The sequence below is a fragment of the Hymenobacter sp. YIM 151500-1 genome (assembly GCF_025979885.1).
Lineage (GTDB): Bacteria > Bacteroidota > Bacteroidia > Cytophagales > Hymenobacteraceae > Hymenobacter.
Map to the genome: position 1 here is coordinate 2,164,555 of NZ_CP110139.1, position 13,116 is coordinate 2,177,670.

General features: G+C 63.2%; 8 protein-coding genes. 2 read left to right on the plus strand and 6 right to left on the minus strand.

Features of this window, described 5'->3' with window-relative positions; genetic code table 11:
- Window positions 1-209: 209 nt before the first annotated feature.
- From OIS53_RS09020 to OIS53_RS09040, 5 genes are all read right to left on the minus strand, one after another.
- Window positions 210-2,261 (minus strand): OmpA family protein, encoded by a 2,052-nt coding sequence (locus tag OIS53_RS09020; RefSeq protein ID WP_264682069.1) that lies wholly within the window; start codon window positions 2,259-2,261, stop codon window positions 210-212.
- 228 nt (window positions 2,262-2,489) lie between these two features.
- Window positions 2,490-2,705 (minus strand): hypothetical protein, encoded by a 216-nt coding sequence (locus OIS53_RS09025; protein WP_264682070.1) that lies wholly within the window; start codon window positions 2,703-2,705, stop codon window positions 2,490-2,492.
- A gap of 604 nt (window positions 2,706-3,309) precedes the next feature.
- Entirely contained in the window at window positions 3,310-3,978 is a 669-nt protein-coding gene (locus OIS53_RS09030; RefSeq protein ID WP_264682071.1) for a response regulator, read from the minus strand.
- Between the two features lie 285 nt (window positions 3,979-4,263).
- Complete coding sequence (locus OIS53_RS09035) at window positions 4,264-5,568, minus strand: amidohydrolase family protein (RefSeq protein ID WP_264682072.1); 1,305 nt, start codon at window positions 5,566-5,568, stop codon at window positions 4,264-4,266.
- A gap of 249 nt (window positions 5,569-5,817) precedes the next feature.
- Entirely contained in the window at window positions 5,818-8,955 is a 3,138-nt protein-coding gene (locus OIS53_RS09040) for an amidohydrolase family protein (RefSeq protein WP_264682073.1), read from the minus strand.
- Window positions 8,956-9,124: 169 nt separating this feature from the next.
- Between OIS53_RS09040 and OIS53_RS09045 the strand changes: the two genes are divergently transcribed.
- Entirely contained in the window at window positions 9,125-9,334 is a 210-nt protein-coding gene (locus OIS53_RS09045; protein ID WP_264682074.1) for a hypervirulence associated TUDOR domain-containing protein, read from the plus strand.
- Window positions 9,335-9,614: 280 nt separating this feature from the next.
- On the opposite strand, the gene OIS53_RS09050 is transcribed toward OIS53_RS09045, so the two are convergent.
- Window positions 9,615-11,168, minus strand: coding sequence for an amino acid permease (locus tag OIS53_RS09050; protein WP_264682075.1), 1,554 nt, complete (start codon window positions 11,166-11,168; stop codon window positions 9,615-9,617).
- Between the two features lie 540 nt (window positions 11,169-11,708).
- On the opposite strand from OIS53_RS09050, the gene OIS53_RS09055 reads away from it, so the two are divergent.
- Window positions 11,709-13,085 (plus strand): MBL fold metallo-hydrolase, encoded by a 1,377-nt coding sequence (locus OIS53_RS09055; RefSeq protein WP_264682076.1) that lies wholly within the window; start codon window positions 11,709-11,711, stop codon window positions 13,083-13,085.
- Window positions 13,086-13,116 lie beyond the last annotated feature (31 nt).

The following is a 13,116-nucleotide window of genomic DNA, read 5'->3' on the forward strand; positions in this document are numbered from 1 at the left end:
CAGAGCCAAAGACCTTTTCATAACAGAACGTCTGACGGTAGAACGAATCGTTCGTACGTCAAATGTTCAGTCAAGTGTTCGATGAAAGTCGTTCAGACGTGAAGGGTCTTTGACTCCGGTTCTTGACTCCACCTGCCTTCGATTCGCTCTGCTCTGCGCAGAATACAAGAACGTCATCTAAGTCCCTAAGACCCCAAGCCCCTAAGTCCCTACTTCACAATCGTAAACTCCACGCGGCGGTTGAGCTTGCGGGTTTCTTCCCGGTCGTTGGAGGCGCGGGGGCGGCTGCCGCCGTAGCCCACGGTGCTGATGCGGCCTTCGGCCACGCCGCGCTGCACAAGGTAGCGCTTCACCTCGGTTACCCGGTCTTCGGAGAGCTTCACGTTCAGGTCGGCGCGGCCCTGGTTGTCGGTGTGACCTTCCAGGCGGATGTTTACCGTGGGGTTGTCTTGCAGGGTGCGGGCCAGGCGGTTCAGCTCGGTGTAGGAGGCGGGCAGCAGCGTGTACTTGCCCTGGGCGAAGATGAGCGTGGGCAGCTCCAGGCTGGAGCCCACGGCGGCCGGCACCAGCAGCAGCTCCAGGGCGCGGGAGCCAGTCATGTTCACGGTATCGGTGGCGGTGAGGTAGCCGGCGCGGGCGGCCAGCACCCGGTAGCGGCCGGGCGGCAACGTCAGCTGGAAGCTGCCGGCGTTGGCATCGGTGCGCACCGTAGCGTTGAACACCAAGTCGTTGTCGAGGCGGAGGGCGCGCACCTCGGTGGCCAGGGGCTGGCGGGTTTTGGCGTCGAGGGCCCGGCCCGTGAGCAAGGTGCGGGGCGCGGCGGAGGCCGGCACGGGCGCGGCAGCCACGGGCGGCGCGGCGGCCGTGTCGCGGGGGGCGGGCACCACGCCCGCAGCCGTGCCGTACAGGTCGGCCGGACCGTTGGCCGTGCGTGAGGAAGCGTAGTAGGCCTGCTTGCCGTTGGCCGAGAGGCTCAGGTAGGCATCGAAGCCGGGGCCGTTGATGGGGGCGCCCAGGTTGCGCGGCTCGCTCCAGCGGGTCCAGGTGTCGTCGAGGCGCTCGGTCACGAAAATGTCGGCGCTGCCGTAGCCGGCGTGGCCGTAGGAGCTGAAATAGAGAGTTTTGCCATCCGGGGCCAGCCAGGGCGCAAACTCAAACCCCGGCGAGTTCACCACCGGCCCCAGGCTTTGCGGGTCGGTCCAGCCGCCGTCGGGGGTGGGGCGGCTCACGTACAGGTCGTTGGCGCCCTGGGTGTCGCCACGCTCCAACGACAGCAGCAGAAACTGCTCGTCAGGCGTCATAAAAAACGACGTGGCCGGCCCGGCCGTGTAGTAATTCGTAATCCGTAGGGGCTCGGGCCGCACGCCTTTGCTTAGCTCCCGGGTTACGCGGCTCGTGCCTTCATCCCGAAACGAACCGTCGCGCTCATACTGGCCGCGCACCAGCAGGCGGGCACCGTTGCCAGTCACGGCCATCACGCCGTTATTTTGGGGCGTGTTCAGCGCGTCGAGACGGGTGGCTGGGGGCCAGGTGCGCCCCTGGTCGGCCGACTGGCTCAGCCACGCGTCGCCCGACTCGGCCATACCCTCGGTGTTGGCGGCGTAGCGGGTGCGGCTGAAGTAGAGGGTTTTGCCATCCGGGGCGGGTACGGGCTGTAGCTCGTTGCCCGGCGTGTTGAGGGCAGCCAGCGGCAGCGGCGGGCCGAAGCCCGGCTTGGTGGGGTCCACCAGGTTGAGGCGCAGCTTAAACAGCTTCCACTGCTGGGTACCGCGGTTCTGGGGGCGCTGTCCCACCACGGGCGTGCCGTTAAACTTATCGGGGGCGGCCAGCGAGGCGCACTTGTCGTTGCCGCGGCTCACCAGCATAAAGCTGCCCAGAGGCCCCGACGGAATCAGCTTCCACTGCTGGTAGAAGCTGCCGGTCCAGGGCCGCTGCACGATGGGGGCGTTTTCGTCGGGCTTTTCCAGGGTCAGGCACTTGCCGCTGTGGCGGGCCTCGATGCGGTAAAAGTCGCTGCCGCGGGCCGCCGGCACAAAGCGCCACTGCTGGCTGTTGGCCTGGGTAAACTCCCACTGCACCCCGGCCGCGCCAGCCTCGGGCGAGGCCGTGGCCACGTCGAGGGAGCGGCCACTGCTGCGGGCTACAATGCCGTACCAGGCGTTTTCATCGGGAGTGAAAGCAGCTTGAGCCCAGGACGGCCCAGCGGCCAGCCACCACCCGGCCGCCACCAGCAGCACAAGACGAAACAAGGGAAAGTTCATGCGCACAAATCGGGGTTGACAAAGCGCAAGTTAGCCGAATTCCCAACCCCGCCCGGCACCTACCCTCCCGAAGTCAGCTGGTGCGCCCCGGCCCCCGCGCCTTGCCTCCCACCACCCTGGCGCAACTTCTTCCGCTGGCCGCTACTCATGTTATCCATAAAAAATACCGGGCCGGGACACGCAGTGCGTCGTCCCGGCCCGGTGCAGTTTCAGCTACCCAACAAGCGGTTAGCTGGCGTTGCTGATGTATTTGAACCGCACAAAACGGTCGTTTTCATAAATAGCGGTGAAGTGCCCACCCCCGGCTTTGGCTTCCGCCTTCCGGTCGGCGCCTTTGCTCGCATTAGTGGTAGCTCCGGAGCCCGAAGAAGTTGGAACCGACGGGTAAGCGCCGGGCATCATGCCGGGCACGTGGCAAATGAATGAGAGGATTTTAGATGCCATAAGTTGTTTTCACTTTAGTTAGGTGAACAGAAGAACAAAGACCAAAACGGCACGCGGCCTACATCCCTTCCGCGCGGGAAGGGCATCCAATTACGAGACAGGGTATAAAGATATTGCCATCTGATTGAACGATGCTAAGGTATAAAATTTCTTGGCTTACTACCAATCCGGGGAAACTGGTATTTTTCTATCCGTGCTAGCACGTAGGCAAGCTGTTGCTTTTCCGTACTATGTGCTTTGACAATCAGTCTCTTAGTAGATGACATTTCACCGTCATCGGTTTCACTTGTATGACGAAACCGCCGAAAAAGTAGACGAACGAGCCTGTCTGGTCTCCCATTCAGCTTCTCCGAGCAAGCTGAACTGGCCGGCGCCAGCTCGTTTGCACCGCGCCGCTGCTTTTCTACGACCCTCCTGCGGCCTTCGCCCACGGCCTTTCAGCGAACAGTGCCCCTGCGCTGCCCGCTTGTTCAAGCAACCACAACTCCCCTAAGACACGCCTCCACGCTGCGGCCTCCGCGCCAGAACACAGCGGCAAACTGCCGCTTGGCGAGGCTATACCTGGGGGCTTTACCAGCCCACGGCTACTCTGGCGCTGAGACCGTCAGGCTATCAGCTTGTGCCGCAGCGCGTACTGAATCAGGCCTACCACTGACTTGGAGTTGGTTTTGGCGAGGATGTTTTTGCGGTGCGTTTCCACAGTTCGCTCACTGATGAACAGCAGCTCGGCAATGTGCTGGTTGGAGTGCTCCTGGGCAATAAGCTGCAAAATTTCCCGCTCCCGGCAGGTAAGCTCGGCGGGGCGCACCTGCTCGCGGCGGCTAGTCATGCGCAGGTTCTCCAGCAGCGTGGCGGCCACATCGGGGCTGAAATAGGTGTGGCCGGCCGCTACCCGGTGCACGGCCTCGCTGAGTTCGGCCCTGCCGGCAGTTTTGAGTACGTAGGCCGCTCCGCCAGCTTCCAGCACCTCCGCCACCGAAGCGTGGTCGTGGAATACGCTGATAACCAGTACCCGCACGGCCGGGTACGCCCTTCGGATAGCGGCCGTCAGCTGCAAGCCGCTCATGCCCGGCATGTTCAGGTCCACCACTGCCACGTGTACTTCGGGGTGGCGGGCCAGCTGGGCCAGGGCTTCTTCGCCGCTGGTAGCCTGGGCCACCACCCGAATGTTTTCTTCCAAGCGCAGCAGGGCCTTCAGCCCCTCAAGTACCATGGGGTGGTCGTCGACGAGCAACAGCTGGATGGTAGATACCCCGGTAGAAACTTCAGCCATACCCATAACGCTTCAACTACACCTTGGCCTGCGTCCACAGGCTCACCCAACCATATTTCTTGTCCTATCCAGCTCGATATAGACCTAGAGAAGCAGCCGTATCTTATTAGGTAAGTTATACTTATTCCAGTAATATTTTAAAGAAACGTTAGTAGTATAAACATATAATTTCCTCCAGCAAACCACTAGCTATTTGACTATCAAAGTCCTACTCTACTTAACACTAAAGGCACTTCTTCTGAGAAGAAGCGGCTTTGGTAAGGATGCCCGTGGCTTCACGGATGCTTAGCGCAGGCCATATTTACCTTTGAACTTGTCGCGCAGGTAGGTTTGCTTGGTGTCGAGGTGCAAGGCGCGGCCGTCGATGAAGGCGCGGGTCACGTCATTGGTGCGCATATCGAGCAGGTCGCCGCGGCTGACGACGAGGGTGGCGCTTTTGCCGGCTTCCAGGGTGCCATAGTCTTTCTCAATGCCCAAAATGCGGGCGGGGCTGAGCGTTACGGCTTCCAGGGCCTGCTCTTTGGTGAGCCCAAAGCCGGCCGCCGTGCCCGCAATAAAGGCCAGGTTACGGGAGCCCGACGTTTCCTGCCCGCCTTCGTAGTCGAGGCAGAACCGCACGCCGGCTTGCTGGAGCAAACTGGGCAGGCGGTACGGCAAGTCGTAGTCGTCGCCGTCGCGGCGGGGCAGGGCGTGGATGCGGGACAGGACCACGGCCACGTCGTTCTGCTTCAGGAAGTCGAGCATCATCCAGGCGTCGCGGGCCCCTACTACAGTTACGTTCGCCACGCCCAGGCGGCGGGCCATGCGCACGGCCTCCAGGATTTCCTTGCCGTAGTCGGCGTGGATGAACAGGGTTTTGGAGCCGTCGAACAAGCCGGCCAGGGACGTGAGGCGCAGGTTTTCGCGGCGGCCGGCGGGCTGCTCCCGGTAGGCACGGGCTTCGGTGAGCAGGCTTTCCAGCTGGCGCAGCTGCTCCTGCCGGGCTTTTTCGCGCTTCTCCACGGCCACGGCGTCTTCGGCGGGGCTTAGCTTGATAACCATGGGCGGCCAGTTGAGGTGCAGGCCGTCATCGGCGCGCACCTGGGCATCCTGCCAGTTCCAGGCGTCGAGCTGTACCACGCTGCTCTGGCCCGAGAGCAGGCCGCCGCGGGGCGTCACCTGGGCCAGCAGCACCCCGTTGGTGCGCACGGTGGGCAGAATGTCGGAGTCGGTGTTATAGGCAATCAGGCTGCGCACGTTGGGGTTGAAGTCGCCCACCTCGCGCGAATCCACGGTGGCCCGCACGGCTTCCACCTCGGCCAAACCCAGCGTGGAGTTGGGCAGAATCAGGCCGGGGTAGATTTCCTGGCCCTTCACGTCGATGACCTCGTAGGCGGCGCGGTCAGCAGTCAGTCCGCTTTGGGCCCCGGCGTAGGTAATGCGCCCCTTGTCGAAAGCCACGGCGGCATCGGGCACCACCGTGCCGTTGCCCACGTGCAGGGTGCCGCCCAGCAGCAAGATGGGTTTGCTCTGGGGCGGGGCCGGCGCGGGCACCTGGGCCAGGGCCGGGGCGGCGGTGAGCAGGCAGAGGGCGAGAAGAAGGTGTTTCATATGATTGCCTCACCCCCTAGCCCCCTCTTCAAAAGAGAGGGGGAACTAGTTTTTAGAACTAGCAGCTAGCTCCCCTTCTTTCCAAGGAGGGGCTGGGGATGGTTGATTTTTAGAGTTAGAAAAACTAGCGTTAGAAGACGTTCTGCTGATTATTCCCCCGGCCTCTCAGCAAGTAGTTCTATTAGAACTACAAGCTAGCTCCTCGTCTCTGAAGGAGAGGGGGCTAGGGGGTGAGGCAACAGTGAGGTCCTACTCGTCCAGCTCCTTCTTCTCTCCTACCGTGTCGCAGTGGTAGTGCTGGTTGGGGCGGGCGGTGGGGAGTTGGGTGGGGGCGCCGGCTTTTTTGGCGGCCAGCATTTTCTGCACCAGGCGCAGGCGCTCCTGCTGAAGCTGCTGGCGCAGCTGCTGGTCGCTTTCCAGGCTGAACAGCTCCCGACCATCCACGAAGGTGCGCTCGGCGCGGGCGTAGATGCTCAGGGGGTTGTCGGACCAGAGCACCACGTCGGCGTCCTTGCCCTCCCGAATGCTGCCCATGTTCTTGTCCAGGTGCAGCATGCGGGCGGGGTTGATGGTGACCAGCTTCAGGGCTTCTTCCTCCGAGAGGCCACCGTACTTCACGGTTTTGGCGGCTTCCTGGTTGAGGCGGCGGCTCATTTCGGCGTCGTCGGAGTTGATGGCCACGTTCAGGCCGGCGTCGTGCATGATGGCCGCGTTGTAGGGAATGGCGTCGCGCACCTCGTTTTTGTAGGCCCACCAGTCGGAGAAGGTGCTGGCGTTGGCGCCGTGGGCCTTCATCTTGTCGGCCACCTTGTAGCCCTCCAGAATGTGGGTGAAGGTGTTGACCTTGAAGCCCATCCGGTCGGCCACGCCCAGCAGCATGTTGATTTCGCTTTGCACGTAGCTGTGGCAGGTAATAAAGCGCCGCTGGTTCAGAATTTCCACCAGGGCGTCCAGCTCCAGGTCGCGGCGCGGGGCTTCGGCTTTCTTTTGGCGGGCGCGGCTGAGCTTGTTCCAGGCCTGCCACTCCCGCTCGTACTCGCGGGCCCGCGTGAAGGCATCTACAAACACCTGCTCTACGCCCATGCGCGTCTGCGGGAAGCGTACCGTGTTCAGCTCGCCCCAGTTGCTTTGCTTCACGTTTTCGCCCAGGGCAAACTTGATAAAGCCCGGTGCCCCCTGAATCTTCAGCTGCTCGGGCGCCATGCCCCAGCGCAGCTTCACCAGCGCCGACTGCCCCCCAATGGGGTTGGCCGAGCCGTGCAGGAGCTGGGCCGCCACCACGCCCCCGGCCAGGTTGCGGTAAATGTCCACGTCCTCGGCGTCCACCACGTCGCCGATGCTTACCTCGCTGGTTACGGCCTGGGTGCCCTCGTTCACGCCCTCCGAAATGGCAATGTGGGAGTGCTCGTCGATGATGCCGGGGGTGAGGTGCTTGCCGGTGCCGTCCACGGTGCGGCCCCCGGCGGGCAAGCTCAGGTTGCGGCCTACCTGCCTGATTTTGCCGTTTTGGAGCAGCACGTCGGTGTTTTCGAGCCGGCCGGCGGCTTCACTGGTCCACACCGTGGCGTTTTTGATGAGCACGGTTTGCTGGCTGGGCAGCTCGGGCCGCCCGTAGGCCACAAACGGGTACTGCAAGGAGCCAATCTGGGGCGGCACGGGTGCCTTGGCGGAGTCGCGGCGGGCGGCGCGGCTGGCATCTTCCAGGCGGCGGGCCGTCCACTTTACCAGCGCACCTTCCGGCAGCTGCCCGTCGCCCTGAAACAGGCGATTCTCGGCAGTGTAGTAGCCGCTGAGCCGCACGGCACCGGGTTGGTTTGTGGTTTGGGGTTGTTGGGTATTGGCTTGTGGGGTTGATGACGGTTCGTTTTTTGGTTGTTGAGCCGCGTTTTTGCCTTTGGTTTTGTCCTGGGGGTTGAACATGATAGTAGCCAGCTCCCCGCTTACGGTCAGGGCGCCGCGCACGGTGTCGCCGGGGGCCAGGGCCACGCGCAGCTCGGGGGCTTCGGGCTTGCCGGCCAGCAGCAGCTTGGCCTCGGGCTGCCCGGTTAGTTGCAGGGCGTACACGCCGCGGTAGTCGGTGGGCAGGGTGTTGAGCGGGTACCGTTCGCCCTGCACCCAGTTGTCGAGCAGCACGTTGTCGTCGGCCAGCAGGCGGCCCGAGCACACCAGGAAGTTGGCCTCCATGCCCGGCCGCAGAGCCCCTACCCTATCCTGGGCCTTGACGAGAGCGGCAGGCGTGGCCGTCAGGGCCTGGAGCACCTGCGCTTCCGTGAGGCCGTGCTGGGCCGCTTTGCGCAGGTTGGGCAGAAACTTCTTTTTGTCTTTGAGGTCGGCGGCTGACAGGGCGAAAGGCACGCCGGCCTTGGCCAGCAGAGCCGCGTTGGCGGGCGCCATTTCCCAGTGCTTCAGGTCTTGCAGGGGCACGCGGGCGGCATCGTACACGTCGTCCACGAGGTAGGCATCGGGGAAGTTCAGGGTTAGGATGAACGGGGCCTTGGTGGCTTGCACGTCGGGCAGGCGCTGGTACTCGTCGCCGCGGCCTTTGATGATGTACTGCACCCCAAACTCGTCGCCCAGCTTGTCGGCGCGCAGGGCGCTTTGCTTGTCGCGCACCTCAAAAATGGCCGGCAGCCGGCGCTGCTCACTGAAAGCCCGGAGCGACAAATTCTGCTCGCGGCGCGGGTTGCGCTGGTTCCAGTCGGCATCGAGGTAGGTCTGGCGCAGCAGGGCAATGCTGCCCATCAACGACGACGGATAGTCCTGGGTGCTGGTGCCTTTGTCGAAGCTGAAGGCCGCGGCGGCGCGGTCCAGCAGCAGCACTTCGGCCTCGCGGCGGGTGGTGTTCAGGCTCACCAGGGCCGCCGTGCCGCGGGCAATGCCGTCGGGCTGATGGGTGAGCACCGTCCCGAAGCCCAGGCGGCGGTAGGCATCGGCCTGCTCGGCATGGGTGCGGAACTGTTCGGCGGCGTTGGCTTCCGGGTGAATGGCCTGGTTCCAGTCGTAGGCCCCGGCTTTCTGGCTTTCGATTTGGGGGCCGGCGCGGCGGCCTTGGCGCTCGGGGGCCTTCACCTCGGGCACGCCGTAGCTGGCGTACAGGTCCACGAAGCTGGGGTAGATGATGCGCCCGCGCAGGTCCTGCACTACGGCCCCGGCCGGAACCTGCACCCGCGGCCCCACGGCCTCCACCCGGCCGTCACGAATGACCAGCGTGGCATCGGGCAGGCGGGTTTGGTAATCGACGTAGATGGTGGCGTGGGTGAAGGCGTACAGGCCGGGGCGCTGGTCGGAGACGCCGTTGCGCGGGTAGGTGCCAGGTTGGGCCAGGGCCGCCGCGCTGCTCAGCAGCAGGCCGCTGCCTAGGCCCAGCCGCCGGTAGCAGTGGAGCATGAGAGTAGCAGAAAAAATTCAATACCGAAAGGAAATGGATGAACGGATGGCCGAGGACCAGAACTACCGGGCCGCGGCCGGCTAAGAAAGCCGCCCCGGCAACCGAAGCTGCACAGGCTCAGTATTTCATCTGTAAGAAACTACAACTCCCCACCAAAAACTACTTCCCATGCGCAAAGGCACCAAAGTCAGCTGGAAATACGGCACCGGCACGGCCACCGGCAAAATCGAGGAAACCCACAAGGAAACCGTAACCCGCAAGCTCCAAGGCGCCGACATCACCCGCCACGGCACCCCCGACAACCCCGCCTTCCTCATCGTGCAGGAAAACGGCGACCGGGTACTCAAGCTGAAAAGCGAGTTGAAAGAGGAGAAGTGAGAGGTGAGAAGTGAGAGGTGAGACAGTAGAACAGCAGCCCCGGAGGGGCGGCATGTCGGTAGCAAGACCCGTTCCCAAGAACAGGCAAAGCCCCCGCGGGGCGCCACCTGTCGTCTGCATGACCGTGTGTCGCCCCGCGAAGGTTTGCATCATCTATACCTGTTGTTTTCTACCGACATGCCGCCCCGCTGGGGCTAGTCTTGCTTCCGCGGGTCTGCGCCAAACAAAAAAGGCCTGCATTTAGAATGCAGGCCTTTTCACAATGTAAATCAGCTACCCTTTACACCGGCTTTTCCTGGTCGATAAAGGCTTGCTCTTCCATTTCGGTGGGCACCACTACAATGCCGCGCTGGAGCTTGGAGTTCTGCTTGCCGTAGATAAAATAGATAACGAAGCCCAGCAGCATCCAGCCCAAAGCCAGTTTCAGCGTGTTTCCGTCGAGGGCCGCAATCATGCCCAGGCACACGGCCGCGCCCAGGAAGGGCACCAGCGGGAAGGAGGCCGACGAGAGCGGGGAGCGGAACGGGCGGGGTTGCTGCGGGTCGGTGCGGCGCATCAGCCACACGCCCACGCTCACCAGCACAAAGGCCAGCAGGGTCCCGAATGAGGTCAGGTCGCCGGCCAGGGAGCCGGGCACGAAGGCCGCGAAGGCGCCCACAAACACCAGCAGCACCAGGTTCGACTTGTAGGGCGTCCGGAAGCGGGGGTGCAGGTCGGAGAAGGCCTTAGGCATGAGGCCGTCGTTGGCCATGGAGAAGAACACCCGGCTCTGCCCCATCAACATCACCAGAATTACCGAGGAGAAGCCGGCCAGAATAGCCACCGTCACGGCCGTGCTCAGCCACTCAAAGCCGGGCATATGCTCCCGGATGGCATAAGCCACCGAGGCCTCGCCGCCCTTCGAAGGGTCGGCAAACTCGCGCCAGTTGGCCACGCCCGTCAGCACGTGCCCGAACAGGATGTAGAGCACGGTGCACACGGCCAAAGAGCCCAGAATACCGATGGGCATGTCGCGCTTGGGGTTCTTGGCTTCCTGGGCGGCGGTGCTCACGGCATCAAACCCAATGAAGGCGAAAAACACGATGGCCGCGCCGCCCAGAATGCCGCCCCAGCCGTGCTTGTTCCAGTCGGTGTACTTGCGGATAACTTCCCCGGCGGCGTTTTTCACTGGCTCGGCGTTTTCCGGAATCAGGTAGGGCGTGTGGTTGGCGGGGTCCACGAACTGCCAGCCTACAGCAATGAAAATCAACACAATAGCCACTTTCACTACCACGATAATGGCATTGAAGGTAGCTGACTCCTGCGTGCCTTTGATGAGCAGCAAGCTCAGGGCTACCACAATGAGCAAGGCCGGCAGGTTGAGGATGCCGCCTTCTCGGGGCGAGTGGCTGAGGCTGAACGGTATTTCCGTCCCGAAGACCTCCAAGAGCTTGTTCAGGTATTCGCTCCAGGCAATGGCCACGGTGGCCGCCCCCAGGGCATATTCCATAATCAGGGCCCAGCCGATAACCCAGGCCACAAACTCGCCCATGGTGGTGTAAGCGTAGGTGTAGGCCGAGCCGGCAATGGGAATCATGGCGGCAAACTCGGCGTAGCACAGGCCGGCGAAGGCGCAGCCAATGGCCGCCACAATAAAGGCCAGCGTCACGCCCGGCCCCGAGGCCTGCGCCGCCGCCGCGGCCGTGCGCACAAACAAGCCGGCCCCGATAATGGCCCCGACGCCCAGCGCCACCAGGTTGCCCGCGCCGAGGGTGCGCTTCAGCGAGCCTTCCCCGGAGGAGTTGGCCTCGCCCAGCAGCTGGGCCAGCGGTTTTTTGGCGAAAATATTTGCCATACAGGTTTGAGAAAGAGAAGGGTAGAAAGGTGAGGTGAGGAAAATAGCAGCAAGAAAAACCGCCTGCAAGCGGCTGTGAGGCCCCAATATAGCCGTTTCTGCCGATTACGGCCGCTCTGGTTGCTGGGCAGGCGGCTGCTTCGGCCCCGAATTGATTGCCGGCCGGAGCCACCGGCGCTTCCCCCAGCCAGACGCCGCCCACTATACCGCTCAGGCCTGCCTCCTGGGCCCGTTCTGCGGACCCAGCCCTGCCACGCTGGCCGCGGTGCAATGGGCCTAGAAGCTACCTGGTGCCTCTCCTACCCTGTTATCAGGGTAGTAGCCAGGCGGTTTGGCGGCTGTGGGGGCAGACGAGCCGGGTGCCCAGGACCAACAAAAAACGCCTCCGGCCAACGAACTTATTATCAACCGTTTATTTTTATAGACGCTCCTGCCAGCGGCCGGCGGCGTAGAGAAAGGTGCTGCCAACCTGTATATTTGACTACATGCGCCGCGGCGCTGCCCGCACTGCCCCGGCGCATTCACCACATCCGACACCCCATGAGTCCTCTGCCTAGTAGTACCGCGTCGGTACAAATTCAGCAGTTTTACGACAAGGGCCTGGCGCACGCCAGCTACGCCATTCGCTCGGGCCGCCACATGGCCATTATCGACCCGGCCCGCGACCCGCAGCCCTACTATGATTTCGCCGACGAGCACGAAGCCACCATTGAGGCCGTCATCGAAACCCACCCCCACGCCGACTTCGTGAGCAGCCACCTGGAAATAGCCCAGGAAACCGGCGCCACCATTTATTGCAGCCGGCTGGTAAAGGCTGGCTACCCCCACCAGCCCTTCGACGACGGCAACCGCATTGAGCTGGGCTCGGTGGAGCTGCACGCCCTCAACACCCCCGGCCACTCCCCCGACTCCATCTGCGTGCTGCTGATTGACGAGCTGGCCCAGGTGCGGGCCGTGTTTACCGGCGACACGCTGTTCGTGGGCGACGTGGGCCGCCCCGATCTGCGCGAGGGCGAAAACGTAGGCGGCCACAGCCGCGAGGCACTAGCCGCCCAGCTGTACCACAGCACCCGCCAGAAGCTGATGACCCTGCCGGCCACCACCCGCGTGTACCCGGCCCACGGCCCCGGCTCGCTCTGCGGCAAAACCACCTCCCCCGACCTCGACAGCACCATTGGCAAAGAGCTGAAAACCAACTATGCCCTTCAGCCCATGCGCGAGGATGAGTTTATCCGGGTGCTGCTGGAAGACCAGCCCTTCATGCCCAAGTACTTCGGCTACGACGTCATGCTGAACAAGCAGGGCGCTTTGCCTTTTGAAGACAGCGTGCGGCGGGTGCCGCGCCTACAAACCGATGCCCTGCTGGAGCCCGGCGTAGTGGTACTTGACACCCGCCCGGCCGAGCAGTTCCGCCAGGGCCACCTGCCAGGCGCCATCAACCTCATGGACGGGGGCAAGTTTGAAACCTGGCTGGGCTCGATTGTCGGGCCGGAGGAGCCGTTCTACCTGCTGGCCGATTCGCAGATTGCCTTGGATACCGTGATTCGTAAAGCGGCCAAAATTGGCTACGAGGGCAACATCAAGGGCGCTTTGCTCACGCCTTCCCACCTGCCGGCCACCAGCCCCACCGTGGAGGTGGAGCAGGTGCGCCAGAATCCGCAGCAGTTTACCATCGTCGACATCCGCAACCGCGCCGAGGCCAAGCAGCCCATCTTCGACAATGCCCTGCTGATTCCGCTGCCCGAGCTGCGTGAGCGGGCCCACGAAGTGCCCCGCGACAAGCCCGTGCTGGTACACTGCGCCGGCGGCTACCGCTCAGCGGCCGGAGCCAGCATCCTGGAAGCTGCCCTGCCCGGCGTGCCGGTGTATGATTTGGGCGACGCCATTACTTCTTTCCAGACGCAAGCCGTGCACTAAAATTTTCTCGCAGTGTTTCGCAGTGGAAAGA

Coding starts and splice junctions, on each gene's coding strand:
- OIS53_RS09025 (WP_264682070.1), bottom strand. CDS start 2,705: ATGGCATCTAAAATCCTCTCATTCATTTGCCACGTGCCCGGCATGATG.
- OIS53_RS09030 (WP_264682071.1), bottom strand. CDS start 3,978: ATGGCTGAAGTTTCTACCGGGGTATCTACCATCCAGCTGTTGCTCGTC.
- OIS53_RS09050 (WP_264682075.1), bottom strand. CDS start 11,168: ATGGCAAATATTTTCGCCAAAAAACCGCTGGCCCAGCTGCTGGGCGAG.
- OIS53_RS09040 (WP_264682073.1), bottom strand. CDS start 8,955: ATGCTCCACTGCTACCGGCGGCTGGGCCTAGGCAGCGGCCTGCTGCTG.
- OIS53_RS09020 (WP_264682069.1), bottom strand. CDS start 2,261: ATGAACTTTCCCTTGTTTCGTCTTGTGCTGCTGGTGGCGGCCGGGTGG.
- OIS53_RS09045 (WP_264682074.1), top strand. CDS start 9,125: ATGCGCAAAGGCACCAAAGTCAGCTGGAAATACGGCACCGGCACGGCC.
- OIS53_RS09055 (WP_264682076.1), top strand. CDS start 11,709: ATGAGTCCTCTGCCTAGTAGTACCGCGTCGGTACAAATTCAGCAGTTT.
- OIS53_RS09035 (WP_264682072.1), bottom strand. CDS start 5,568: ATGAAACACCTTCTTCTCGCCCTCTGCCTGCTCACCGCCGCCCCGGCC.